Annotated in this window: 15 protein-coding genes and 1 pseudogene; 12 read left to right on the forward strand and 4 right to left on the reverse strand. The window is 68.2% G+C overall.

Features of this window, described 5'->3' with window-relative positions; genetic code table 11:
* Positions 1 to 45 precede the first annotated feature (45 nt).
* Both FNH21_RS11930 and FNH21_RS11935 read left to right on the forward strand, forming a co-directional pair.
* Complete coding sequence (locus FNH21_RS11930; RefSeq protein WP_191931908.1) at positions 46 to 2,736, forward strand: LuxR C-terminal-related transcriptional regulator; 2,691 nt, start codon at positions 46 to 48, stop codon at positions 2,734 to 2,736.
* A complete protein-coding gene (locus tag FNH21_RS11935) occupies positions 2,736 to 5,486 on the forward strand; it encodes a helix-turn-helix transcriptional regulator (RefSeq protein WP_152815810.1) in 2,751 nt (916 codons plus the stop codon). The genes FNH21_RS11930 and FNH21_RS11935 overlap by 1 nt, the downstream gene beginning before the upstream one ends.
* Positions 5,487 to 5,958: 472 nt before the next feature.
* Here the strand turns inward: FNH21_RS11935 and FNH21_RS11940 are convergent, their stop codons facing one another.
* The 4 genes and pseudogenes from FNH21_RS11940 to FNH21_RS11955 all read right to left on the reverse strand — a co-directional run bounded on the left by FNH21_RS11940 (position 5,959) and on the right by FNH21_RS11955 (position 10,740).
* Positions 5,959 to 6,480 (reverse strand): LPXTG cell wall anchor domain-containing protein, encoded by a 522-nt coding sequence (locus FNH21_RS11940; protein ID WP_152815813.1) that lies wholly within the window; start codon positions 6,478 to 6,480, stop codon positions 5,959 to 5,961.
* 211 nt (positions 6,481 to 6,691) lie between these two features.
* Positions 6,692 to 8,599 (reverse strand): DUF4012 domain-containing protein, encoded by a 1,908-nt coding sequence (locus FNH21_RS17425; protein ID WP_338403268.1) that lies wholly within the window; start codon positions 8,597 to 8,599, stop codon positions 6,692 to 6,694.
* A 186-nt stretch (positions 8,600 to 8,785) separates the two neighbouring features.
* Positions 8,786 to 10,096, reverse strand: a pseudogene (locus FNH21_RS11950) (UDP-glucose dehydrogenase family protein); the annotation flags it as partial.
* A gap of 143 nt (positions 10,097 to 10,239) precedes the next feature.
* On the reverse strand, positions 10,240 to 10,740 hold the full coding sequence (locus FNH21_RS11955; protein WP_152815819.1) for a VanZ family protein: 501 nt from the start codon (positions 10,738 to 10,740) through the stop codon (positions 10,240 to 10,242).
* 270 nt (positions 10,741 to 11,010) lie between these two features.
* Between FNH21_RS11955 and FNH21_RS11960 the strand changes: the two genes are divergently transcribed.
* The 10 genes from FNH21_RS11960 to FNH21_RS12005 all read left to right on the forward strand — a co-directional run.
* Positions 11,011 to 11,661 carry a 50S ribosomal protein L25/general stress protein Ctc gene (locus tag FNH21_RS11960; protein WP_055770280.1) on the forward strand — a complete coding sequence of 217 codons (651 nt, stop codon included), beginning with the start codon at positions 11,011 to 11,013 and terminating at the stop codon, positions 11,659 to 11,661.
* A 14-nt stretch (positions 11,662 to 11,675) separates the two neighbouring features.
* Positions 11,676 to 12,260 carry an aminoacyl-tRNA hydrolase gene (gene pth, locus FNH21_RS11965; RefSeq protein WP_191931909.1) on the forward strand — a complete coding sequence of 195 codons (585 nt, stop codon included), beginning with the start codon at positions 11,676 to 11,678 and terminating at the stop codon, positions 12,258 to 12,260.
* A 199-nt stretch (positions 12,261 to 12,459) separates the two neighbouring features.
* Positions 12,460 to 15,090 carry a LuxR C-terminal-related transcriptional regulator gene (locus FNH21_RS17430; RefSeq protein ID WP_152815822.1) on the forward strand — a complete coding sequence of 877 codons (2,631 nt, stop codon included), beginning with the start codon at positions 12,460 to 12,462 and terminating at the stop codon, positions 15,088 to 15,090.
* 5 nt (positions 15,091 to 15,095) lie between these two features.
* The gene (locus FNH21_RS11975) at positions 15,096 to 17,762 is read left to right on the forward strand and encodes an AAA family ATPase (RefSeq protein ID WP_152815825.1); all 2,667 of its coding nucleotides are present in this window, start codon (positions 15,096 to 15,098) and stop codon (positions 17,760 to 17,762) included.
* Positions 17,763 to 18,218: 456 nt separating this feature from the next.
* Positions 18,219 to 19,709: a sugar transferase gene (locus FNH21_RS11980; protein ID WP_152815828.1), complete on the forward strand. Its 1,491-nt coding sequence runs from the start codon at positions 18,219 to 18,221 to the stop codon at positions 19,707 to 19,709.
* 80 nt (positions 19,710 to 19,789) lie between these two features.
* On the forward strand, positions 19,790 to 20,236 hold the full coding sequence (locus FNH21_RS11985; RefSeq protein WP_152815831.1) for an FAD synthase family protein: 447 nt from the start codon (positions 19,790 to 19,792) through the stop codon (positions 20,234 to 20,236).
* A gap of 63 nt (positions 20,237 to 20,299) precedes the next feature.
* Complete coding sequence (locus FNH21_RS11990) at positions 20,300 to 21,499, forward strand: DUF1972 domain-containing protein (protein WP_152815834.1); 1,200 nt, start codon at positions 20,300 to 20,302, stop codon at positions 21,497 to 21,499.
* The gene (locus tag FNH21_RS11995; protein WP_152815837.1) at positions 21,496 to 22,293 is read left to right on the forward strand and encodes a CDP-alcohol phosphatidyltransferase family protein; all 798 of its coding nucleotides are present in this window, start codon (positions 21,496 to 21,498) and stop codon (positions 22,291 to 22,293) included. The genes FNH21_RS11990 and FNH21_RS11995 overlap by 4 nt, the downstream gene beginning before the upstream one ends.
* Positions 22,290 to 23,069, forward strand: a complete 780-nt coding sequence (locus FNH21_RS12000) for a hypothetical protein (protein ID WP_152815840.1) — start codon at positions 22,290 to 22,292, stop codon at positions 23,067 to 23,069. Before FNH21_RS11995 ends, FNH21_RS12000 begins: the two co-directional genes overlap by 4 nt.
* On the forward strand, positions 23,066 to 26,285 hold a 3,220-nt coding region (locus tag FNH21_RS12005; RefSeq protein ID WP_152815843.1), incomplete at its 3' end, for a LamG-like jellyroll fold domain-containing protein. The genes FNH21_RS12000 and FNH21_RS12005, both read left to right, overlap by 4 nt.

Here is a 26,285-nt window from a genome sequence, read left to right on the forward strand (position 1 = left end):
CTTGTCCCTCCACCTCCTGCAGCCAGGGCGACCAGGAGGAGCCCGGTGCAGGCGCCACCCGGGTACCCGGTGCGCTTCATCGGACGGGCGGCCGAGACGGAGTCGGCCCTGCAGACCGTCATTGATCCGGACTCGTCGGGTGCTGTGGTCGTTGGCGCCCCTGGCGTCGGCAAGACCGCCCTGCTGCATCAGGTGTTGCGCTCCCTACCCGGCAGCTACGTGGTCCGCGTCCGCGGGCTCCGTTCAAGCGCGTCCTTCCCCTACCGCGCGCTCAGTTTCCTGCTCTCCGAGGTACCGGGCACCGTGACGCATCCGGCGCTCGTCCTCTCGGCGGTCTCGGCACATCTGCGCGAGGAGGCGGGGGGCCGGCCCATTGTCTTCGCCATCGACAACGCGGAGCACCTCGACAAGGCATCCTCCACACTGATCGGTCAGCTCCTCTCCGGTGACAGTGCCTCCGCCGTCCTGACCGTGACCGATTTCGCCCAGGCGGACCCGGTGTTCATGAGCCTCTGGCGGGCCGGCTCACTGCGCCGGATCGACCTGAGGCCGCTCTCCTTCGAGGACACGGTGCTCTTCGTCGCCTCGGAACTCGGAACTCCCGTCAGTCGCGAGGGCGTGGAGGCGCTGTGGTCCGTGGCCGGTGGGAATGCGCAGGGCACCCGCGCGGCCCTGCAGGGTTTCGTGCAGCGCGGCGTGCTGGCGCGGCGCGGTGAGGCGTGGGTCCTCTTGCCCGAGCGGAAGGGAATCGGACATGACGTGGTGAGCACCTCGCCACTCCTGCGCACCCTCACCCGCAACCAGCGGCGAATCGTCGATCTCGTGTCGCTGGCCGGCGGGCTGCCATGGAAGGATGCCGCTCGGCTTGTCGATCCGTCAGAGCTCGACGCGCTGCAGGACGCAGGCGTCCTCGTGGTGCTGGCGGATCCCGAACCCCGTGTGAGGCTCGCCGCCGATGGCCTGGCGGATGCCGTGGCGGAACAGGTCCCCGAGGACGAGGCGGCCCGTTTGTACCAGGATCTCCGATCGCGGCCTGCAGCTGCCCGGCATCTTGCCGGCGATCCGGCCCGCGAGGTGGGCTGGCTTCTTCAGGCCGGACTGTCGGTCGACGCTCAGCTGGGTGTCACTGCGGTCCAGACCCTGAACCGGAGCGGGCACCACCGGCGAGCGGCTGATCTCATCCGCAGGATCACCACCCGCCAGCAGTCACCTGATCTCGCCCTCGAGGCGATGATCGCTGCCCTCGGTCAAGGACATCTCAAGGACGCCACCGCCGCATCCGCGACGCTCTCTGCTTCCGAGGTCGAACTCGACCGGGAGGTGGTGATCCGGCACCTGGTCGAGGAGAGCCGCCTGCGTCGGCTCCAGGCCGTCGGCGATCCGGCCTCGCCGCTCGATCGGGCCGACGAGTGGCTCGCGTCCTGGGGGCTCGACCCGGGCGGTCAGCCCCCGGCAGATGCACAGGAACGCTCGGAGTCCGTGAGTCTCGGCCGACGTGTTCGCGTCGCCCGTGCCGAACTGGCGTCCTTCGAGGGTCGGTACCGAGACAATCTGTCCGACCTCGAGGGGATGCACCAGGCGGAGCTGTCGCCGTCCAGCGATCGCGAGGAGTGCGAGTCGCAGGTAGCCCTGCAATCCCTGCTCCTCGAGGCCATGGTGCTTCAGGAGCCGACGGAGAACGCACTCCGACTCGCCGAGGTCCTGGCTCGTAACCTGGCGCATCCCGAGGTGTCGCACCAGGCGGCGGATGCCGCTCTCCTGCGGGTGGAGGTGGCGTTCCTCATCGCCGGCAACTGGGCCGCGGGGCGGATGATCTTCTCGGGCTTCCGACCCTCCTCCAGTTCGTGGTCGCTCCACCGGGGTTCCCTCGCCGATGTGGCCGGGGCGCTGGATCTCATCGCGCGCGAGCGCGTGCGGGACGCGACCGCGCTGCTCAAACCCGTCGTCGAGCAGCTACGCGTCGCCGATCGCTACGGGCTGCTGCCCTTGGCCGGAGCTGTCCTCACCTACTGCCATGCCCTGACCCGACCGATGGACCGTGGGGTGGCGCACCTCCCGCTGGCTGGTCACGCCGAGGGCAGCCCCTGGATGGTTCGGCGGGCAACGCGGCACTACCAGGTGCTGTCGCAGGCCCTGACAGGTGGCCGCGCCGAGGTGGCCCTGCAACTCCAGGAGCGGGTCCCGAGCGATCTTCGCCGAGGAGCGACGATGTGGGCCGTCATCAGCCTCATGTCCGCCCTGCGGCTCGGAAGCCGACCGGCCGCCAAGGAGCTCAAGGCGTTGTCCGAGAATCTCGAGGCTCCTCTGGCGGAGGTATGCCTGCTCTATGCAGAGGCACTTCTCGAGGCGGACACCGGTCTGCTCATCCGGGCCGTGGAAACAGCGGCCGCGTCAGGTGACTATCGTCTGGCCGCAGACATGGCCAGGTCGGGTATCGATCAGGCTCTGGCCGATGATGACCGGACGGCCTATCGCCTGATCCACCGCAGGCTGAGGGAGGTGCTTCCCGAACGGCTCAAGGACGGGCTCGGCGTCGCAACCCTCGGCCTGCTCACCGCACGCGAGCGGGAGATCGCCGTGCTCGCGGCCACGGGACGCAGCAATCGTGCCATCGCCCAGCACATGTACGTGTCGGTCCGGACTGTCGAGGGGCACCTCTATCAGGTGTACTCCAAGCTCAGTGTCAACACCCGGGCCGAACTCGCCGAGCTGTTTCCCGCGGAGATCGATTCCTGATGTTCTCGGCGCTGTCCGGTGACGTACCGCTCGTCGGCCGGAAGGCGCTCATCACCGGTATCGAGCAGGCCGTTCGCGAGGCGGATGTCTACGGCGCTTTCGTGTACGGCGAGATCGGGACGGGCAAGAGTGCGATGGCCCGCCATCTGCTGGCGCGGCTACAGGGCGAGTTCGTGCCGTTCCTGCTGTCGCCCGCCCCGGCGCTGGTCACCATCCCGTACGGAGCGCTCGCCCCCTTCCTCGTCGAGGCATCGGCCGAGGACATGGCCTCGCCCCTCGCAGTCCTGCGCCGGGTCATGGCCTTCCTCCGCACCAGGGCGGCGGGTCGTCGTGTCCTCGTCCTCGTCGACGACGTCCACCTGCTGGATGATGACAGCAGTCACCTCCTGGCCCAGCTCGTCACATCCCGGACCATAGCCCTCGCAGCATTCGCCCGCCCGATCACGCCGGTCTCCGACGAACTCGCATCGCTGTGCCGGGATGGCCTCCTCGAGCGATTCGAGGTCGGTCCCCTCGAATCGGCCGACGCCCTGGAACTGTGCCGCCAGGTCCTCGGCGGCACGATCGTCAGGGGTGCGAGCGAGCGTCTCTGCGACGAGGCGTCCGGCAATCCGCTGTTCCTCAAGGCGATCCTCGACGAGGCCCTGGCCCGGGGGAGCCTCATCCGTCCGGACGGCGTATGGACGCTCGACGCGGAGGAGGTCGCCCTTCCCGCCTCACTCGTCGATCTGGTCCGCTCGATCGCCCTCGGGTTGAACGAGATCGAACGCAAGGCCTTCGATCTCGTGGCGCTCGCCGGTGTGGTCGCCTTCCACGATCTGGTCCGTCTCACCAGCGAGGCGGCTGTGTCCTCCTTGCTGGACGAAGGGCTCATCAGGAGCGTGCGGGAAGACCCTGCCTATGCGACGCAGGCGTACTCGCTCTACGGCCGGATCGGACGGTCCCTCGTTCCCGTCGGTCGCAGCAGCAGTCTGCACGATGAACTGCGATCCGTCGTCGGCCCCGACGGAGACCTGCCCGCATCGGCCGTGATCCGGGACGTCCTCTGGCGGCTCGACTGCGGGGAGCAGGTGCCCGATGACCACCTCCTTCAGACGGCGGAGTCGGCGCTGGCCGGCCTCGACGCGCGCGCAGCCCTCCGCTGCGTCAGTGCCGTGCGGAACGAGCATCTCCTCGGACTCGCCGGCATCCATCGTGCTTCGGCGCTGATGGAACTCGGCCGACGGACCGAGTCCCGTAGCGCTGCGGATAGATGCCCGGAGGCGACCGTCGGACCGAAACAGGTCGCGGCCGCAGGGATCCTGGCGGTCCGCCAGGTGGTCGCGGACGGGGAGGACCCCGTCGCCCTGACGGACGTGCTCGATTGGTGGTCCTCCTGTATCCGCTCCTGGAAGGAGGGCTCACGGCCTGCGGAAGGGGACATGCCGGCAGGGCAGGACCCGGCGCCGACGACCCTCTGGACGGGGGAGGAACCGCCCTCGGCTGATGCGGTGCGGGAGTGCGAGCATCACCTCGTGGTTGCTCGAGCCTTCGCATGGAACATCCTGGGCGAGTACACCAGGACGGTCGATGTTCTCGCCGGCTTCGTGACGGAGGGGCACGCGAATCCACGCGTCACGGTCCTCGCCGAGGCCACTCTGGCCGAGGCCCTCGGCGCACTCGGACGCGGAGTGGAGGGGCAACGGCACAGCCTCGCGGCCGTGGCTGCAGCCGGACGACATCAGCAGCCCATCCGTGACCTGCACCGTGTCGCCTTCCTCCGCCACGTGAGCCTGCTGGTGCACAGCGGTGACTTCAGGGCAGCGGAGGAGGCTCTCGCGACCTACTCTCCGGGCGAGACCCGGGACTACTTCTTCATCGGCGGCGGCCTCGCTGTGCTCGACGCAGTTCTCGATGCGCGGCGCGGCTTCTTCCGCGAGGCACTCGCCAAACTTCGTCCAGCCCTCGCCTCGCTGAGAGTGTCGGACCAGGAGTCCCTCCTGCCGTACGCGCTCGGGGTGACCGCGTGGACGGCGGCCGCACTCGGTGAGACCAGTGTCGCGGCCCAGTGTTCGAGGGAACTCGCAGGACTGCGGCGCCGGGGTAGCCGCCAGTACGAGCTCCTCGGTCGCGCCTTCGACGCAGCTGCCCGTGCCCTGCCCCGAGCGGATGCGAGCGTCCACACGCTGTCGGAACTCGCCCCTGCCGCTCATCGGAACGGATGGTCCAGTGCCGAGAAGGACATCCTCGAACTGGCGACCGCGCTCGGCGACGACCAGGCGCCCCACCAGCTCCGGGACGTGACCCTTGCCCTCGAGGGCGCGGAGGCGGAGGTCCTGAACCACTACGCATCGGCTCTCGTCCGACGCGATGCCGAGGCGCTCGTCGTCGCCGGCGACCGTGCCGAAGTCCTGCAGAAGTACCTGCTCGCGACCGATGCCTGTCGCAGGGCCATGGATGTGTATGGGACGGAGGGCGACGCTCGGTCGAAGCGAGCCCTGGCAGCAGTTCTCCGACGGCGACAGAGCCACATCGACGGCGGCTTGGCGGAGGAATCCTACGACTCCGACGGCACCACGCCGCTCACCTCGCGGGAGAGGGAGATCGCTCTCCTGGCCGTCGAGGGCCTGTCCAATCGGGAGATCGCGCGCGCCCTGACCGTGTCCACACGGACGGTCGAAGGCCACCTCTATCGCATCTACGTCAAGCTGGGCATCAGTCGGCGGGACGAGCTGACGGCGGAACTCGAGACCGTCCTGCGGGCCACTTAGACCACGTGGTCGGCGCAGGTAATTCCCAGGACTGATCTGAGTAGTTCGGCGATTGATTAGGGTCTGCACTACTCGTGATCGCGATTCTCCACGGACCTAGAGTAGGAGGTGTTGGACAGGACGTCATCGGATGACCCGAGTGTCCTGGACGGCCCACGTTCTGGGTCGGCGGCGTAGGAGTTCTCTTGAGACCAGGACTTCGTCCCCAGCCGCCGCCGACCCTCAGTCTCACCCTATCGTCGGCTCCCGCTCCTAGCGAGGCCTGAAGATAACGAATTGACCCCCTATTCACGAATAGGGGGTTTTTCGTTGTCTTTCGTTTTTCGTTGTCTTTCTGGGCCCGGTCCTGCCTGCATCAGCTTGTTGCGTCGTCGTCGCCGTGGCTGACCGCCTGAACGACGGACGACGAACAAGGCCCCGGGTCCTCACCCGGGGCCTTGTTCGTCCGGACGTTCGTCCGAAGGGCGGCCTGTCAGGCCTCGGAAGGCTTTCCGCGGCGACGGGAGGAGACAACGGCGATGGTGCCCACGGTCAGGACGCCGAGGCCGGCAGCTCCCCATAGGGCCGTGGAGGATTCGAGGCCGGTGTTGGCCAGCCCCTGCGCCGACACCGCGGCCTGCGTGGTCACCTGGCCGGTCACCGTGACCTGGGCGGTCGCGGTTGCGCCGGAACCCGCGCCGACAGCCGTCAGCGTGCACACCCCGGGCGTCTCCATGACGGCCGTGTACGTGAAGGCACCCTGTCCGTCGGCGATCACGACGGCCGAGCTCGTCGTCGCAGCTCCCTGGCCGGGAGTGCAGGTGATCGTGATGGTCACGGACTCGCCGGGGGTCATGCCTGAACCGGTGAACGTGGGTGAGCCGCCCGGACTGACGGTGCCTGTGTCGACGCCGCCGCGGGAGGGGGCCGCAGGGTATTCGAGGGCCGCTGCGGCCGTCGCGCCGGAGAGTGCGAGTGCTCCGGCAAGGGCTGCCGTCGCCAGAATGCGCTTCATGAAGTTTCCCAACGTAGAGATGAACGAGAGACCGAAAGTCTTCTCCCTCGATTGTTGACGTGTTGAGAACTCCTGTCCGGTTGTGAGGTGAGAACGGGTAGGAGGAGTACGAAAGACGAGTACGGCTCCCCGGGGCGGACGTACTGGTGCGCGAAGACCTCGCGGGTGAGTGCGTACGGCCGCCGCCGGCGGTCGAGGGGAGACGTAGAGGTCAGGAACACCCGGGGCCCAGGTCCGTAGCCTGCAGAACGTCCTGCAATCGCTGGACAGTGGGCGTGATCGAGACAGCGGGCTCGTCCTCCTGCGGCACGTCGACGAACGGGAGGTCGACGATCGTCGTCTCCTGTGGAGCGAGTTCGGTGGTGATCACTCCTACGGGCCGGTCACCGTGGATGAAGGAGGCCACGGGGACCTCGGCTGCGTCGACCGTCGCTGTGCCGAGCGCGGCCCGCTCAGGGCCGTAGCCCACCACATTGGTCCGGACGGTCCCCGGTTCCACTCCGAATGCTCCCGCTCCGGTGACGTAGGCCGGGAGGCTCTCAGCAGCATCCGCAGGGGCGGTATTGGTCATGGTCACGCGAACGGTGTACTCGCGGCTGCCGTCGTTCGTGCACGATCCGATGATCTGCACGGTGCGCTCCACGTAGTAGTCCATCTTCGCGCCGGTTCCGTCATTGAAGTACACGCCGAAGGCCGCGCCGGCCTTGGACGGCCCAGTGATCCGACCGCCCAGGGCCGTCGGACCGATGATGTCCTGCTCGGCAGGAACATCCGACCAGACGTAGAGCCGCTGCTCCTCGCTACTCTTCCTCAGGGCGTCCACGATTCCGGCGCTGTCGCCCTGGCCCTCCGCGAGGGCGGAGAAGACCTGCCCGGCGACGGACGCGAAGTAGACGTCCTGGACGGCCGGGTCCTCGATGCGGGCGTACACGTCGGAGAGCAGGGTCGGGACGACGTTCTCCGACGTGAGCGAGGTCGGGAGCCCGGACGGGGCGATGAGGTCGACGAGCGCTCGGTCCTCCGACGCCGTGAGATCCACGGGGCCTGTTGCTTCCAGGATGTCGGCGAGGACGACGGCGTCGAGCGCTATGACCCCGTCGATCCCGGATCCCGGATTCCGACGTTCCCACATCGCCTTCGTCGTCGTCGCGACGGACGGGAAGTCGGGTGTGAGGTTGGTGCTCTGGAAGAACGTCCCCAGCCGGCTGGAGTAGATCTGCTCCTGCTCGGGATCGACCTCGATGGGTGGCTCGAAGCGTCCCAGGTCGGCAGCACTGCCCTGGCCGACCAGCTCGATCACGCCCTCATCCGTCCGGATCAGGGCGTAGGCGCCAGAGATCCCGCCGGTCGCACGGATCTCCGCACTGTTCTGGATGAGGACGAGATACGTCCTCGGTCCGTCGGCTCCCAGCATGGGTGGAAGCACTTCGGCCGCGGCCGCGGCACTGTTGAGGGCTCGGCGTGCTCCGTCCATGGTGTCGATGGCCTGCAGGAGAGGGGTGGCAACCTCCGGGAACAGCTGCTCGCGATCGATGTCCTCCAGCCGCTCGTAACTCAGCTGCGTCGTTCGAGCAGCCCCTATCAGGGTGGGGGATACCTCCTGCAAGGGCGCGACGTCGATTCTTCCCTGGGTCGGCGTGAGGCTGTCCCAGTCGAGGGAGTCGAATTTCCCGAGCATGGGAGCGACCGCCTGCTTCACGACATCATCGGCCGACACCGTGACCTCGGTGATGGCCGAGAGATTGGGCCCGAGGATCGGCAGGATCGACACCGCTCTCCAGACCGGGTCCGTTCCTGCGTGGCGGGCCTCCGTCGTGTGCGCCTGCAACTCGTCGAGTGACTGCTGTGCCGCCGCGCCATCACCGGAGACGAGTTCCGTCTGCAGTCGCGGCAGGACGTCCGCCGCGGCCTCGAGGTTCGATCTCACCTGGTCCGCGCGGAAGGCGATCCAGGCGACGATCGTCACACCCAGGAGGAGGAGGGCGAACAGAACGACGGCGATCCGTACGAGTCGGCGCCTGGTCCGGGCCGTGGACGCGAGCTGCGACGGTTTGTCCTCACCGAAGTAGTAGGCACTTCCCTCGGCATACTTCCCCGCGTTCCTGGTGCTGCGTGCCACTCGGTAACCCCTTGTCTCGCCTGACGGCAGTGCTGCCGAGAGGTGGTTGAGACAGGACCAGTCCCGGCACGGACAGCTGGTCGATCCTGGCGGAGATAGTTCTTCGACAACGGCGACCTCCTCACATAGTAGGTCCCAGCGGATGACGCAGACCGCCGGCCCTCGTCGAGAGCGTCGGATAAGCCGAGGGCTGCCGATTCCCTTGTAATTCCACCCGGCAGCCCGCCAGGCAGCCGGGTCGAGCACGTTCCGGCCGTCGAGGATGTTGCGGCTGCGAACGATCGCCCCGGCAGCGGAAGGGCTCAGCTCCCGCTATTCCTGCCATTCGGTCAGCAGGAGCAGGGCATCGGTCTTGTCCATGGCGCGATGCAGGTCGGCCTCGTAGGAGAGCTCGGGAAACCGGCGCTCCGCCCCGTGAATCGCCTTCGGATCGGTCACGGTGACATCGGCGCCCTGCAGCTGCAGTTGGTCGGCGATGCTCAGGGCGGGAGAGTCCCGCACGTCGTCGCTGTAGGGCTTGAACGCTGCACCCAGGACGGTGATCCGCTGGCCGAGCAGGGAGCCGCCCACGAGTCTGCGCGTCAACTCCACGACCCGGATGCGGCGTCGGACGTTGATGTCGTCGACTTCCCGGAGGAAGGTGAGGGCCTGGTCGGCGCCGAGCTCTCCCGCCCTGGCCATGAAGGCGCGGATGTCCTTCGGGAGGCAGCCGCCCCCGAAGCCGATCCCGGCGTTCAGGAAGGTGCGGCCGATCCGCTCGTCCATACCGATCGCGTCGGCGAGCAGGGTCACGTCCGCGCCGGTCACCTCGCACACCTCGGCCATCGCGTTGATGAAGGAGATCTTGGTGGCGAGGAACGAGTCGGCGGCCGCCTTGACCAGTTCGGCGGTGGCGTAGTCGGAGACCAGCCGGTGGGTGCCGAGGGACAGGGACGCGGCGTAGACCTCGTCCAGCAGTTCGGTCGCACGGGCTCCGGCCTCACCGTCCGGGATGCCGTAGACGAAGCGGTCGGGGGAGAGCGTGTCCTTCACCGCGAATCCCTCGCGGAGGAACTCCGGGTTCCAGGCGAGCAGGGCGTCCGGGTACCGTTCGGAGAGGTCCTCGGCGAGGCGACCGGCCGTGCCCACCGGCACCGTGGACTTCCCCACCACCAGGTCGCCGGGCTCGAGGACATCGAGCAGAGCAGTGAAGGCACCGTCCACGAACCGCATATCAGCTGCATACTCGCCTTTGCGCTGAGGCGTGCCGACGCACAGGAAGTGCATCTGAGCGCCCTTGGCGTCTGCCATGTCGGCACTGAACCTCAGCCGACCCGTCGCCAGCACCTCGTTCAGCATCTCGCTCAGGCCGGGCTCGAAGAAGGGAGCCCTGCCGGCCTGGAGTTCACCGACCTTGCGGGGGTCGACGTCGATGCCGATGACCTCGTGCCCCAGTTTCGCCATGCACGCCGCATGAACGGCTCCCAGATAGCCGCAGCCGATCACGGAGATACGCATCGATCGTCGTGCGCATGAGGCCTGCTCGTTCATGACCGATGGTAGTCGCGGCTGAACGAGAGGCAGGTGAGCTACGGATGAGGAGGCGCTGACGAGTGGCCGAACGGACTATGAACCCGCGCGGCGGGCGCTCCTTCCGCACCCTACGGGCGGCGCCGGCCCCGGACTCGGAGCATGATCCACGCGAGGAGGGTGCCCACCCCGGAGCCCGCCGTGTTCGCGGCGACGTCATAGGGACTGGCCACCCGCTCGGGCAGCGCCATGAGCTGTGTGAACTCGATTCCCGCTGACAGGCCCAGCCCCACCACCGGGCCGAGCCAGCGCCAACCCCGCGGGGCCAGGATGAAGAAGAACAGTCCGAGCGGGACGAACATGATGACATTCGCCACGGTCTCGACGAATCGGTAGTCGAGCCAGGACGGCCACCCCGCTTGCTGGAGCCCGGCGAGGGCTGCACGCAGGGCGGTCCCGCCATCCCGGTCCACGGGCAGTGGTGAGAGCACTACCAGTCCGAGCACGATCAGCCAGAGGATGCACAGCACCAGGGTGATGCGTCGGTAGCGCGTCGAGGGCAGGGGTGCGGTGGACAGCGTGGGGATCCTTCGGACGGGGGCTGGCGACGGCGGTCGCGGCGCCTGGGCCATCGACCAGTATCGCAGGACCGTGGCGCGGCACGACGCGCGGCGTGCGGTAGGATTGACGGCGATGCCTAGGCGAGGGAGCGGCCTGCAGATCCCGGTCCATCCGGAGATCGTGCGGCGAACTCCGTGATCGACGGTGGCTAGCGACGTCTCCCGGACTGCAGTGCGCAGCCCGGGCGGTTTCCTGGACCAGCCCGAAGCGCGTTCCTCCCGCCGCGGCTTGAGTCCCGACGGCGGTCCACCGGACTGCCGCCCACGTCACCAGGAGAACCCATGACCGACCAGAAGCTCGCAGCGCACGTCCGTACCGAATTCGGCAAGGGCGCTGCCCGCCAGGCCCGCCGCGCCAACATGATCCCCGCGGTCATCTACGGCCACGGCGCGGACCCCATCCACGTACTCCTTCCCGCCAAGGCGACGACCCTCGCGGTGCGCACCGCCAATGCCCTCCTCACGCTCGACGTCGCAGGTGAGGACCACCTGGCGCTCGTCAAGGACATCCAGCGCAACCCGATCAAGCAGATCGTGGAGCACCTCGACCTCCTGACCGTGCGCCGCGGCGAGAAGGTCGAGGTCGATGTCGCCATCCACATCGAGGGTGAGCCCGCAGCGGACGTCGTCTCCAACCTCGAGGCCAGCACGGTCCTCGTCGAGGCCGAGGCGACCCACCTGCCCGAGACGCTCACCGTGAGCATCGAGGGCCGCGAGGTCGGACAGCACGTCCTCGCCTCGGACATCGTCCTGCCGCAGGGCGTCACCCTGCTCACCGACCCCGAGACGCTGATCGTCAACCTCATGCCCCCCGTGGTCCAGGACCTCGGCGAGACCCCTGAGACGGACGACGACGTCGAGGGCACGTCCGAGGGTGCGACCGCGGCCGACGCCGACGCCGACGCCGTCATCACCGACGCCGACGAGCAGTAGGCAGGATCCGCACGGTGTCCACTGACACCTGGCTGGTAGCCGGGCTCGGGAATCCCGGGCCCGGTTACGCCGGCAACCGGCACAATGTGGGCCAGATGGTCCTCGATCTTCTCGCCGGACGCCTGCGGGGCAGATTCACGACGTCGAAGGTCCAGGCCGTCACCCTCGAGGGTCGGCTCGGTATCGGCGGACCGCGCGTCGTCCTTGCGAAACCGTCGACCTACATGAACCTCACGGGCGGCCCCGTCTCCGGGCTCGCCCGCTTCCACGGCATCGAGCCCGACCACGTGATCGCCGTCCACGACGAAATCGACATCCCCTTCAACACCATCAAACTGAAGCTGGGCGGGGGAGAGGGCGGACACAACGGCCTCCGCGACATCAGCAAGGCGCTCGGCACCAAGGACTACTACCGGGTGCGGGTCGGCGTAGGCCGTCCGCCCGGCCGCCAGGACGCCGCCGACTTCGTGCTGAAGGACTTCGGCACCGTGGAGAAGAAGGACCTCCCGTTCCTCGTCGATGACGCGGCCGACGCCGTCGAGCACCTCATCACGGGCGGACTCCTCGCTGCGCAGCAACGCTTCCACCCCCAGAAGTAGGAGCAGCGCAGAACCTGCGCAGACCCTGCGCGCCGACGCGGCCCGCGCAAGCCTGCCCATGAAGCGGCTGCCTGTAAAGTGAGCTCCTTGGGACGAGCGCTGTGGGGCGGGACTTGATGCTGAGGTGCGAACGGGGAGCCGGTCGAGGACCGGTGACGTCGGTGGCTGGACCGGCGTCCTCCGCACTGGAGCGTGCCCTGTGACGGTCATCGACGGCCGCTGGCCCTTCGCCGGACGCGAGGGCGACGTCCGGGATGCCATGACGGTCCTCGCGGCGGACGCCGGTCACGGTGTGGTACTCGTCGGCCCGTCCGGGGTGGGTAAGACGATCATCGCGCAGCAGGTGCTCGCTTCCCTCTCCCGGCACTTCGACCACATCTACCTCCGCGGCTCCGCTGCCCACTCCACGACACCCTACGGAGCCCTCAACGTCCTGCTCGCCGAGCTCGACGAGGACACGGCGCGCAGTCCGCTCCTCGTCCTCAGCGCCCTGCAGCGCAAGTTCGCCGGCGCGGCGGCCAAGCGCCCCACCCTCATGCACATCGACGGTGTCGAGGACATCGACGAGTTGTCCGCGACGGTGATCGCGCATCTCGCGCGGGTCGGCGCCGTGCGCCTCCTGGTCACCTGCGAGGACCTCCTGCGGGCGCCGGGCGAATTCTTCGACCTCTGGAAGGACGGCGTCCTCGAGCGCTTCGACATCCAACCGCTCACGCTCGCCGCCGCCACGGAACTGCTCGCAGCAGCCTTCGGCGCCCCGGTGTCGCGGTCCGCCGCACAGGAACTCTGGTCAGCGAGTGGCGGCAACCCGAAGTACCTGCAGATGGCGACGAAGGCCGACGTCATCTCCGGCCATCTGTTCTCCCGCGACGGGATATGGGTGACACAGGATGCGCCACGTCCCGACTCCGGGCGGTCCGTCACCGACTGGACCGCCACCAAACTCGCTGCGCTGCCCCCCGAGGACCGTGCCGCGGTCGAGGTGCTCGCCGTCTCGGGCAGCCTCCCGGTCGTCGTCCTGCTGAAGGCCGTGCCCGCGACCACTGTCGATGCCCTCCAGTCCGACGGCGTCATCACGGTCGACATCGGCGCCTCACCCCTCGTCCGCCTCACCTACGAGGTGTTCGCCGACGTCGTTCGCGCGCAGCTGCTCTCCGGCGCCGGCAGGGAAGCGCTCAGGACCGTCGCGGGACTCCGCGACGAGGCCGGCGTCCCGGTGCACGCCCGCACGACGCTCGCGCTCTGGGCCCTGGACAACGCCGAGGCCCCCGCGGCGGTGGAACTCGTGGGCCTCGCACGCCTCGCCAACGACCACTGCATCGAGGGCGCTGCGCGTCGACTGCTCGATGCCGTCCCCGCCGACGACTTCGGCAGCACCGCGGTGATCGAGCGGACGCGGCAGCTCTGGATCGAGGGACACGTGGCCGGGGCCCTCGGGACCGTGGAGGCGCTGCTGACGCATGACCGTCTACCCCTCGCGGACTGGGTGGACGCTCGCCTGCTGGCCGCACGGCTACGCGCCCGCACGCACGGACGCGAGCACGGGAGCGAGGACCTCCTGGACGACATCGGCTCGCGGCTCGACGGCGAGGCCGCGGACGATGTCGTGCTCGAACTCCGCGGCAGGACCGATGTGGTACGGCTCGAGCTCGACGTGTTCGAGGGCAGGTTCGAGAAGGCCGCAGCACGCGTTTCGGATGTCCTCGCCACCTGGGCCGAGGACACGCGCTGGAACATCCGGATCAGGAGCCTCGCCAGTGTCGTCGACGCCACCCTCGGATCCCAGGAGCAGGGGGTCGCCGTCGCCCGCACGGTCACGTCGAGGCTCGTCAACTCCCCGTCGGACCCCCTGGACAAGGAGGCGGCGATCGCCCGTCTCTACGAATGCCTCTTCCTCGCGGGGCACTGGAACGAGTGTTTCGACCTCGCCACCGATCAGGGAACCCGGTTCGGTGGGCGACTCTTCGGCGGGTCCCCCTCCGAGTTCGCGGAGGGCGTGCTGCTGGCCTACCTCGGCCGGAGCCGACTCGCGCTCGAGAAGCTGCTGCCCGCCATCAGCCAGTTCCGCATCCGTGACCGGCACGGGTTCCTCCCCCTGGCCGAGGCCGCAGCGGCATACGCCCAGGTGCTCGAGAGCGATCCCGACGCCGCCGAGGACCACCTGCGGGCCATCGACCTGAACGGTCGACGCTACTCGTGGCACCTGCGCGAGGCCGTCACGTATTTCCGCCTCCTGGCCGAGGCCTGGCTCGACACGCCCGAGGTCATCGCCACCGGACTCATGGAGCACGCCCTGGAGCTCGGAGCCAAGGGCTATCGCGGCGCCGAACTGTTCTTCCTCAGCCAATCCGTGCAGCTCGGGCGGCACGAGGCCGCCGAGCTTCTCGCCGCCTCGGCCGCGGCGACCGACGGCCCACTCGCTGACCTGGCGGCGGGCTTCGCCGAGGGCCTGACGGCGCGGGACCCCGGCGCGCTGAAAGAGGTGGCACTCCTGGCCGTCGACGCCGGCAACCACAACCTCGCCGGCGACGTCGCCGCCCTGAGCATCGAGCACCTCTCCGACAACGACGACCCCATGATCCGTGTGCACGCCGAGCAGATCCTGCGGAAGACCTCCACCCCGGCGCGGCGCCATGTGCGGCGGAAGCTCCTCAGCGAGCGTGAACGGGCGATCGCCCGCATGGTCGCCCGCGGCGTCCCCAATAAGGAGATCGCCCAGCAGGAACACATCTCCCCCCGGACCGTGGAGGGCCACGTGCACCAGATCATGTCGAAGCTGGGGCTCTCGAGCCGCAAACAGCTCTCCCTCATCTTCGGACAGCAGCAGTGATCGGCGTGGGCGCCCCGATCGGCCTGGTGGGGAGGGAACGGCACGTCAAGGAGATCGTGGCCGCGCTCGACGATGCGTCCGGTTTCGGAGCGATGATCGTCGGCGAGGCGGGGGTGGGCAAGACGGCGGTGGCACGCGCCGTCGTCGAGCACCTGCGCTGGTCCGCCCCGGTGCTCCGGGTCACCGGCGGCACGTCGCTGCGCAACATCCCGTTCGGTGCGCTCGCCCCCTACCTGCACACCCTCTCGGTCGCCGACGCCGACTCGCCGGTGGCGATCCTCCGCGCGGTGATGAGTCACCTGTCCGCGGAGAAGTCGCGTTCGCAGCGGCCCCCGCTGATCGTCGTCGACGACGCGCACGAGCTGGACACCAGCTCGAGTGCCCTTCTCGCCCAGCTGGTCAGCGCGCGTCGGGCCAAGGTCCTCGTGCTCACCCGCACCGGTCCCAGCCTCCCGCCCGAGTTCGTCGCGTTCAGCGCCGACGGACTGCTCGCTCGTTCGGAGCTGCACCCTCTCGGCGTCGAAGCCGTCGCCGAGCTCTGCGCCACAGTGCTGAACGGTCCCGTGCTCACCGGCACCAGCCACACCCTCGCCATGGTGACCGGCGGCAACCCCATGTTCCTCCTCACCCTTCTCGAGCAGGGCAGGACGGAGGGCTATCTCGAACAGCGCAACGGCGTCTGGCGCCTGGCCGACGAACAGCCCGTGGTGAACCTCCGCCTCGGAGACCTGATCCGCTCGCAGCTCCGGTCCCGCAGCGAGGACGAGGTCGAGGCCCTCGAGGTCGTCGCCCTGGCGGAGCCGATAGCCCTCGACGCATTGGCGCTATGCGTCGACGCGGTCGCGCTCAAGGGCCTCCGGGACGACCGGCTCGTCACCGTCGGACCGGCGCCCGATCAGCCGGTGTCCCTCGAGCAACCGCTCTACGGGGAGGTGCTCCGCAGCCAGGTGCCGGCGGCGCGCAGCCTCGAGATCCGGCGTCGCGTCCTCGCCGTGCTGGAACCCGGGGCGCAATCGCTCAAGGCATTCCTGAGGACGGTGTCCTGGGGCCTCGAGTGCGGCGTCCCCGCCGACGACCGCACGCTGCTACGCGCCGCCGCCGTCGCCAACGCGCTCCGTGACCACGGGTTCGCGCTGAGGGCCGCCCGCGCCGTCTCGGCACCCGGTCTGCGCGGGCGCGCGCTCACGGAGATCGCACGGGTACAGGCCGGGCGCAGCAACGTCGGCTACGCGCAGGAGCTCGTCGGCGAGGCGCTGCGCCGCTGCACGGACCTGCGGGTCGCGAAGGACGTGACCCTGCTCTCCTTCGAACTCAAGCTCAAGACCGGCGCCTCGTACGAGGACCTGCGTGAAGACGTCGACCGCTGGCGGTCCCTCATCGCCACCCTGGATCTGCGCGACGGCGTCCGGGTCACCGAGGACGAGGTCTTCCGTGCACGGCTCGGCATCCGGATCCTCGAGGCTCACGTCCTGATCCTCGAGGGTCACCTGTCCGGCGTGGAGGAGGAGCTCCGGGACATCATGGCCGAGCCACGGGGCTCGGCGGAGACGCGCCTCGGAGGTCTGATCCTGCTCGGGGAGGTCCTCGGCAGCATGGGGCGGTCGGTCGAGGGGAGCACCTGCTCGGGCGAGGCCCTCGCGATCATCGAGGCGGAGGGTGCCACCCTGCTCGGTTACCGCGAGTTCGCGGCCGCGCGGCATGTCTTCCTGCTCACCAACAGCGGGCGCGCCGCCGAGGCGAAGGACGTGCTGCGGACGTACTCCCGGACGCACCCCCGCAGTATCGTCTACTTCGCGGGGTGGGGAGACTTCGTCGACGGCATCGGGGCGCTTCGTGCCGGCCGTAACAGGCAGGCGCGCGACCGCTTCCTCCTGGCACTCGAGGCCCTGCGGGACTCCGATGTCACCCAGGTCATGACTCTGCTGCTCGGGCTCACCGCGTACGCCTGTGCCCTTGCCGGCGACACCCCGCGGGCCGAGGCGCTGATCATCGAGTTCGAACGGACTCCCAGGCGTGGGTCACGATCCATGCGGCTCGGGGGCCATATCTTCGTCACGGCCACTGCGGCGCTGCTCGGTGAGACACCCGGAGCACGCGCCGATCTCCTCTCCATCGCGGCGACGGCCGAGAAGGAGGGGTTCAAGGAGCTGGCGGGAACGGCCCTCCGACTCTCCCTGCTCCTCGGTGACCTCGCCGCGGTGCCCCCCATCATCCGGGTGCTCGAAAGCGTCGAGGGCTCCGGCGCGGCGGACCTGCTCGACTTCGCGCTCGCCGCGCGGGCGAAGAACGCCGAGGCGATGGTCTCCGCGGCGACCATCGCCGGCGAGCACGGCAATGCGGCCTTCGAGTTCGCCGGTCTCTCGCTCGCGCTGCAGTTGATGGGTGAACAGGGAGCCACACGGCAGGCACGCAGCATCCAGCGGCGTGTCGTGACGCTCGGTGAGCAGCGCGAGGGGCCCGTCCCGACACCGCTCGCCTCGGTCTCACCCGCGGCCAGCACTCCCCGGCTCACGCCGACGGAACGCAGGATCGTCGACCTCGTCCGGGAGGGCTACTCCAACCGTGAGATCGCGGACGCCAAGAGCGTCTCGGTACGAACCGTCGAGGGACACCTCTACCGGATCTTCGCCAAGCTCGGTGTCAACCGTCGCGAGGACCTGCGGGATTCCTGAACGCCTGTTCCGCGTAGGTGGACGTGCTGACGCGTAGTAGTGCCGAGTAGTGCACAGGTAGTCCACGCGTAAGCCGCCCGTGACAAACACGTAGGGCGTACTCGTGTGCGCTCCATCGTCGATCCATAGAGTTTCCGCAAGAGCTTTGCAGGCAAAGCTGGGGAAATTTTTGAAGAATCGGGTCTCACTCATGGGTCGTCCATCCTGCGGCACCAGCCGTTCCACTCAGGTAGGCACTCTCCACCACTTCCTCCCAGGATCGGGGGGCGGCCGTCGATCGGCCGTGTCCCGCCGGTTCACCTGTCGGGCCGCCGCTTCAGCGGCCGCCTCGCACCCTCGAACGGAGCCGGCGATGTCAGGACCTTCTGAGACCAAGGTCCGTCCCCAGTCGTCGTCGGCTCCCCGGTTCCATCCACTGAGCAGTCAGGTCGATGCCGTCGACCCAGAGGCATCGCGATGACACAGATGCACAGCGCAGTCGGCAGCTTCACGGCGGTTCCCGGCCTGTCCACCGTCCAGGAACCGCTGCCGATGTCGGGAGCCGCCTGGCGCCGCCGCTACCAGATCTCCCTGCTCGCGACCGACTCCGTCCTGATCCTCGGCATCCTCCTGCTCACCGTCAACGTCCTGACGCTCGATGCGAGCGGCGCCCGCATGGCCGATGTCCTCGGGCTCGGCGGCGCGATCGCTGCCGGCTGGATGACCATGATGGCGCTGTTCCGCACGCGGGATTCCCGCCTCGTGGGCACGGGTGCGGGGGAGTACAAGAAGGTCATCCGCGCCAGCCTGGCCACGTTCGCGGCGACGGCTGTCGTCGTCGTGCTGCTGGACCTCGAGCACTACCGCAGCCTCCTCGTGCTGGCGCTCCCGTCCGGCACTGTCCTGCTCCTGTCCAGCCGTTGGCTGTGGCGCCAGTGGCTGCTCCACCAGAGCCGCCTCGGTCACCACCTCTCGAAGGTGGTCGTCGTGGGCCGGCCCAAGGACGTCCGCTACGTCGCGGCGCAGCTGGCCAAGAAGTCCGGTGCGGCCTACGCCGTCGTCGGAGCCGTCTACGAGGGCAAGTCGAACCCGGCGGCCCTCCACACGGGAAACCGTCTCGTCCCCGTGGTCAGCGGTCTCCGCAAGGTGGAGGACTTCGTGGCCCACACCGGCGCTGACGCCGTGATCGTGGCCGGGCACCTCCGGAAGGGCAGCTCCTACATCCGTGAGCTCGGTTGGAGGCTCGAGGCCTCCTCGACCGAACTGGTCCTGGCTTCGGCGCTCACCAACGTCGCCGGTCCCCGTATCACCATGCGCCCCGTCGAGGGGCTCCCGCTCATGCACGTGGAACTGCCGCAGTTCGCCGGCGGCCGCCACCTGATGAAGCGGGCGCTCGACATCGCGGTGTCAGCGACAGCCCTCGTCATCCTCGCACCCCTCTTCCTGGCGCTCAGCATCGCGATCCGCCGTGACAGCCCGGGCGGGGCGTTCTTCCAGCAGGAGAGAGCGGGCAAGGACTCCGCGGTCTTCACGATGTACAAGTTCCGCTCGATGGTGACCACAGCCGAGGACGAACTCGAACTCCTCAAGGACCAGAACCAGGGCAGCGGTGTCCTGTTCAAACTGCGGGACGATCCGAGGGTCACGAGGATCGGGGCCATCATCCGGAAGTACTCGCTCGACGAGCTGCCCCAGTTCTGGAACGTGCTGCGGGGTGACATGTCGCTCGTCGGTCCACGGCCGCCCCTGTTCAGCGAGGTGTCCGGCTACGAGGAGCACACCCGCCGTCGCCTCCTGATCAAGCCCGGGCTGACCGGGCTGTGGCAGGTCAGCGGCCGCTCGGACCTCGACTGGGACGAGAGCGTTCGCCTCGACCTCTATTACGTGGAGAACTGGTCGGTCGCCGGAGACCTGATCATCATGTGGCGCACCTTCAAGGTGATGCTCAAGCCCGTCGGCGCCTACTGATGGACGTTCACCCGACCCCGTCCGGCCTCACCACGCCGACGGGCGCCACCCTGGCCCCCGTCCGCACCAAAGGAACCTCCATGGGAATACGCATCGGTTACGCAGCCGGCGCCTTCGACCTCTTTCACGTCGGCCACCTCAATCTGCTGCGCCATGCGAAGAGTGAGTGCGACTTCCTCATCGCCGGTGTCGTCTCCGACGAGCTCCTCGAGAAGAACAAGGGCAAGCGCCCGGTGATCCCGCTCATCGAGCGCCTGGAGATCGTCCAGAGCGTCCAGTTCGTCGATCGCGCCGTCGCCGAGACCGAGCCGACCAAGTACGACATGTGGAAGCAGCTCGGCTTCAACGTCTTCTTCAAGGGGGACGACTGGAAAGGCACTCCGAAGGGTCTCGCCCTCGAGGAGACTTTCGGCCGGGTCGGCGTGGAGGTCGTCTACTTCCCCTACACCGTCCACACCTCCAGCACCTTCCTGCGGCGGACGCTGGAGCTCCTCAACGCTCCGGCCGTCCACGAAGCCGCTCTCTGACACTTCACACCGTAGTACCGGCTCCGACGCGGAGTCGCCACCGACCTGACTGGGAGTCAAACCATGTACCTGCTGTCCTCTCGATCGAAACCGTTGCGTATAGCCCTGGTCGGGACGCGCGGCGTCCCCGCCCGCTACGGCGGATTCGAGACCTGCGTCGAGGAAGTCGGCCAGCGCCTCGCCGCCCGCGGTCACGAGGTGGTCGTCTACTGCCGCACGACGGCGGAGACCAACCACTCCGAGACGGAATACAAGGGCATGACCCTCGTCTACCTGCCCGCCCTGAAGAAGCGTTCGCTCGAGACCCTGAGCCATACGGGCCTGTCCGCCGGACACCTCTTCTTCAAGCGGGCCGACGTCGCCGTCGTCTTCAACTCGGCGAACTCACCCTGGCTGCCCGTCCTACGCGCAGCCGGTATCCCGGTGGCAACGCACGTCGACGGGCTCGAGTGGAAGCGTGCGAAGTGGGGCACGCTCGGCAAGCGCTACTACCGGGCGGCCGAGTCGCTCGCCGTCCGGTGGTCGGACGCCCTCATCGCCGATGCTGCCGGGATCCAGGACTACTACCACCAGGAGTTCGGCGTCGAGAGCACCTACCTCGCCTACGGAGCACCCATCCTCGAGTCCGGTGCCTCTGATCGACTGGCCGAACTCGACCTGGTCGTCGGGGGCTATCACCTGGTGGTGGCCCGGTTCGAACCGGAGAACCACGTCCATGTGATCGTCGACGGGTACGTCAGGAGCAACGCCGAGCTGCCACTGGTCGTCGTCGGGTCCGCCCCGTACTCCGACGAATACACGCGCCTCGTCGAATCCCTGGGCGACGAGCGGGTGCGGTTCATCGGCGGGGTGTGGGACCAGGAACTCCTCGACCAGCTGTACGCCAATGCCCGGATCTACTGGCACGGGCACTCGGTGGGCGGCACCAATCCGTCGCTCCTGCGCGCGATGGGCGCGGGGGTGGCCACCAACGCGTTCGACGTCAACTTCAACCGCGAGGTGCTGGGCGTCAACGGCGAGTACTTCGCCGATGCCGCCGCCATCCCGGCACTCGTCCACGCAGCCGAGGAGAACGAATCGGAGGCGCTGCTGCGGGGCAAGAAGTCACAGTCCGATGCCCTCGCCTACGACTGGGACCGGGTGGCCGAGGGCTACGAACAGCTCTGCCTGTCGCTCGTCGGACGTCGAGGCGCCCGCGGTCGCCGTTCCGGTGCCTTCCCGCTCGACGCCGCTGTCACCGAGCACGAGCCGGTGCGAGCATGACGGCCACCGTCCCCGTCCGGGATTCTGCGGATGAGAGCTACTGGGGGACGGTCGCACGCCTGGCGTCGGCGCAGAAGGGTACGTCGCGGACGGCTCCGGCCTACTCGCGCTTCGTCAACCGGAAGCTCGGCAGGCTCCTCGCCGCCTGGGCCTACCGGGCCGGCCTCACCCCCAACGCGGTCACCGGGATCAGCGCGGCCTTCACCGCCGCAGCGATCCTCCTGCTGCTGGTCCTTCCACCGTCGCTGCCACTCGGCCTGGCCGTCGCCGGGGCGCTCGTCCTCGGCTACGCCTTCGACTCCGCGGACGGGCAGGTGGCCCGTCTCCGGGGTGGCGGAACACCGGCAGGGGAGTGGCTCGACCACATCGTCGACGCGATCAAGACCACCGCACTGCCGATCGCGGTGTTCGTGTGCCTCCAGCGCACCGACCTTCCTCGGGCCTGGCTCGCAGTACCACTCGTCTACGCCGTCGTGGCGAGCGCGACGTTCTTCGGGATGATCCTCACGGAACAACTGCGCAAGCAGAACGGACATGCGGGGATCACCGCAGCGTCCGGCGGCATCAAAGACCTCATCACCGGCCTCCTCGTCCTTCCCATGGATTATGGCGTCCTCTGCATCTCGTTCGTCCTGCTCAGCGCGCCGGGGCTGTTCCTCGCCCTGTTCTCACTTCTCACAGTGGGCAGTTTCCTCTTCCTCTGTCTTGCCCTGCGCAAATGGTTCCGCGAGATCAGCGGATTCATGGGTGCGGGTCCCGTCATTACTCCCTCCGTCATCAGAGAGCAATCATGAACACCGAACCCAGCAAGCCCTCCACCAGGAGGACCAGGGGAGTGGCCCTAGGGGCCATCGCCGCCGGCGTGGCCCTCACCGGGTCACTGGCACTCACAGGCGTGACACCGTCGTCCGCCTACGAGGCCGTCTTCGCATCGCAGAACCAGCCTGGCAAGGTCGTTGCGGCAGAGACGCCGTCACCTGCACAGGCACCGAGCCCGGCTGCTTCCAAGGATCCGGCTGGTCCAGCTGCCGCGGGCGCAGCGGCGACTTCGTCCGGTGTTGCCAAGACGAAGGCCCCCGCGATGAACGAGGGCGTGGGAGTCGTCCCGCCGAAGCCGAAGGCGGATGACGCCGAGCTGGGGAGAACCCCCCAGAAGAAGAACAAGCCGGTCAGGATGACGGACAAGGTCCAGGTGCTCGACGGACTGACCGTCTCGGTGGCCGGTCTTGCAGCTGTTCAGGGCATAGCGGACGAACCGGGCGAGGTGGCCGGCGACGCCGTCAAGGTGTCCGTCACCCTCACCAACACGAGCGCGGATGCAGCAGATACCTCCGGCGTCCTCGTGGACATGGAAGCCGGACCGGATGCCGTGCCGGGCCTCGCCCTCAGGGGTTCGGGAGCCACCACGCTTCCCGCCTCGATCGAACCGGGAGCCTCCGCAACAGCGGACTACGTGTTCGTCGTCGGATCGAACAAGCGGGCCCGCGTGTCCGTGCTCGTCAACTACAGCGTCTCCGCGCCCGTCGCCGTCTTCGAAGGCACCGCGCCTCCAGCCAAGGGAAAGAAATGACACTCTTCGACCGCTCCAGGGTCGCCTCATCGGCCGTCGTGCCCGCGCGCCGCTCGGTCCGCCTGATGTCCGGCATCGTCGCCGCACTGATGGGCGTGTCGTTCGTCGGTCTGTCGGCGCTCCCGGCGGCGGCTGACAGCCGGCCGGCAGACCCGGCCAGTCCGAGCTCACCGGTCACGGCGTCGCCCGACGTCCTGCCCACCGTCCAGGTGGACGGCGTCGTCTGGCAACAGACCGTCATCGGGAACACCGTGTACGCGGTCGGACAGTTCACGACGGCCCGGCCGGCGGGCGCTGCAGCCGGCGTCAACACGACTCCACGAGCGAATATCCTCGCCTTCGACATCCGGACCGGAGCGTTGATCACGAGCTTCAACGCTTCGCTGAATGCGCAGGCTCGAAGCGTCACCGCTTCACCCGACGGCAAGCGGATCTACGTCGGTGGCGCCTTCACCCAGGTCAACGGCACGGACCGTCGCTACGTCGCGGCGCTCGATGCGAGTACCGGTGCCTTGATCACGAGCTTCGCACCACTGGTCGCCTCCAGGGTCAATGCCATCGTGGCCACGCCGGACGCGGTCTACCTCGGCGGATGGTTCACCGGCGTCGGCTCAGCACGGCGGGATAAGGTTGCCGCTGTTTCGCCGACCAACGCCGCGCTGCTTCCCTGGAACCCGACGGTCACCGGTGGCGACGTGACGTCGATGGTCGTCTCACCCGATCGCACGAAGGTCGTCGTCGGCGGAAACTTCACGACGGTCAACGGGGCCACCAATGCAGGGTGGGCCTCGATCAACGCCTCAACGTCCGCCGTCGAGCCGTGGGCCGTCAACAGCTTCATCAACAACTCCGGTACGGGTGCTGCTATCACCGGACTGACCTCCGATGCCAACTACGTCTACGCGTCCGGCTACGACTTCAACGGAGTCGGCACGGCTTTCGAGGGTGTTGTGGCAGCACGCTGGTCCGACGGCGCCGTGAACTGGCTCGAGGACTGCCATGGCGACACCTACTCGGTATGGAGCACCCAGGACGTGGTCTACTCGGCCGGCCACGCCCACTACTGCGGCAATGTGCAGGGCTTCCCCGAGACGAACCCCCGGAGCTACAACCACGCGCTCGCCTTCGGGAAGACGCCGGTGGCCACCATCACCCGCGACACCCAGGGGTACCGCAACTTCGAAGGCAACCAGCACTCCGCCCTGCTCAACTGGTGGCCCACTTTCAGCATCGGGTCCTTCACAGGCCAGTACCAGGCGACCTGGTCCGTCACGGGAAACTCCGAGTACGTCGTCATGGGCGGCGAGTTCCCGACGGTCAGCGGTGTCCGCCAGCAGGGCCTCGTGCGCTTCGGCATCGGAACCAAGTCGACCAACAACAAGGCGCCGGAGAAGGCAGGAAAGGCGGCCAACCCGGCAGTCATCTCCGTCAAGGACGGGGAGGCCCGCATCAGCTGGGCCTCGAACTGGGACCGTGACAACAAGAAACTGACCTACCGCGTCTACCGCGATGGCAACCTGACAGCGCCCATCCACGAGACGACGGGCGAGTCCACCTTCTGGCAGATGCCCACGCTGAGCTACATCGACAAGGGCCTGGCTCCGGGGTCGAAGCACACCTACCGGATCTTCGCTCTCGATGCGTACGGGAACGAGGCACGATCGGACAGCGTCGAAGTGACGATCGCCGCCGCGGGGTCGGTCAGTCCGTACGCGACCTCGGTGCTCGACGACGGAGCCTCGTCCTACTGGCGCCTTGGAGAGACGAGCGGAACGAACGTCGTCGACTGGGCCGGCTTCAACGACCTGACGGCCGCCGCCGGTGTGACCCGCGGCGAGACAGGGGCCATTGCCCTGGATGCAGACAAGGCCAGCACGTTCAACGGCACGGAGACCGGCGCAGCAGCGGGACGCACACCGCAGGAGGCACCGAACACCTACACGTCGGAGGCCTGGGTCAAGACGACCACGACGTCCGGTGGCAAGATCCTCGGCTACGGCGGATCGCTGACCGGGAACTCGGGCTCCTACGACCGTCAGACGTACATGGACAATGAGGGACGCATCTGGTTCGGCGTCTATCCGAACACCGTTCGCACCCTCAACTCGTCGAAGAGCTACAACGACGGACAGTGGCATCACGTGGTGTCGTCGCTCGGTCCGGCCGGGATGGCGCTGTACATCGACGGTGTGCTCATCGGCAAGCGCTCCGACACGACGAACGGTCAGGGCTTCCAGGGCGTCTGGCGCGTCGGAGGTGACAACCTCGGCGGCTGGCCCAATCAGCCTGCCAGCTACTACTTCAACGGCCTGATCGATGATGTCGCGATCTATCCGACCGAGCTCACCCGCTCGCAGATCCAGGCGCACTATTCGAACAGTGGTCGCGAGGTCGCCGGACCGAAGAAGCCTGCCGACGCCTACGGTGCAGCGGTCTACTCGGCTGAACCGGAGTTCTACTGGCGACTGAACGAGGCCGACGGCTCCACCGCCGCCGATGCCTCCCAGGCAGGAGTGCCCGGGACCTACGTCTCCGGTATCACCCTGGGGAAGCCCGGCGCTCTGAAGGACGTCTCCGACCGTGCTGCGGAGTTCGACGGATCGTCCGGTCTGCTGTCGAGCACCAAGCGCTATGACAACCCCAGCGTGTACAGCCAGGAGCTGTGGTTCAACACCACGACGGCCAATGGCGGCAAGCTGATCGGGTTCGGTGACAATCCGAACGGCCTGTCGGGCAACTACGACCGACACGTCTACATGGAGAACGACGGGCGCCTCACGTTCGGTGTGTGGACCGGCCAGACGAATCTCGCGCAGTCGACGGACGCCTACAACGACGGTACGTGGCACCACATGGTGGCGACACAGTCCGGCGACGGGATGGTCCTGTACGTGGACGGCAAGGCCGTCGGTACGAACCCCCAGACAAGCGCCCAGGGCTACAGCGGGCACTGGAAGATCGGCAGCGACAACACCTGGGGTCCGCAGCCGTTCTTCGCCGGGACGATCGACGAGGTAGCCGTCTACTCACGGGCCCTCGGGGCCACTGAGGTCGCGGACCACTACCGCCTCGGCGGAGGGACCGCAGCAGTGCCGAACAAGGCTCCTGTGGCTGCTGCGTCGGTGACGGCGACGGATCTGACGGTTGCTGCTGATGGGTCGGCGTCCTCGGATGCTGATGGGACGGTCGCCTCGTACAGCTGGAACTTCGGGGACG

This window comes from Arthrobacter bussei, from assembly GCF_009377195.2.
Lineage (GTDB): Bacteria > Actinomycetota > Actinomycetes > Actinomycetales > Micrococcaceae > Arthrobacter_D > Arthrobacter_D bussei.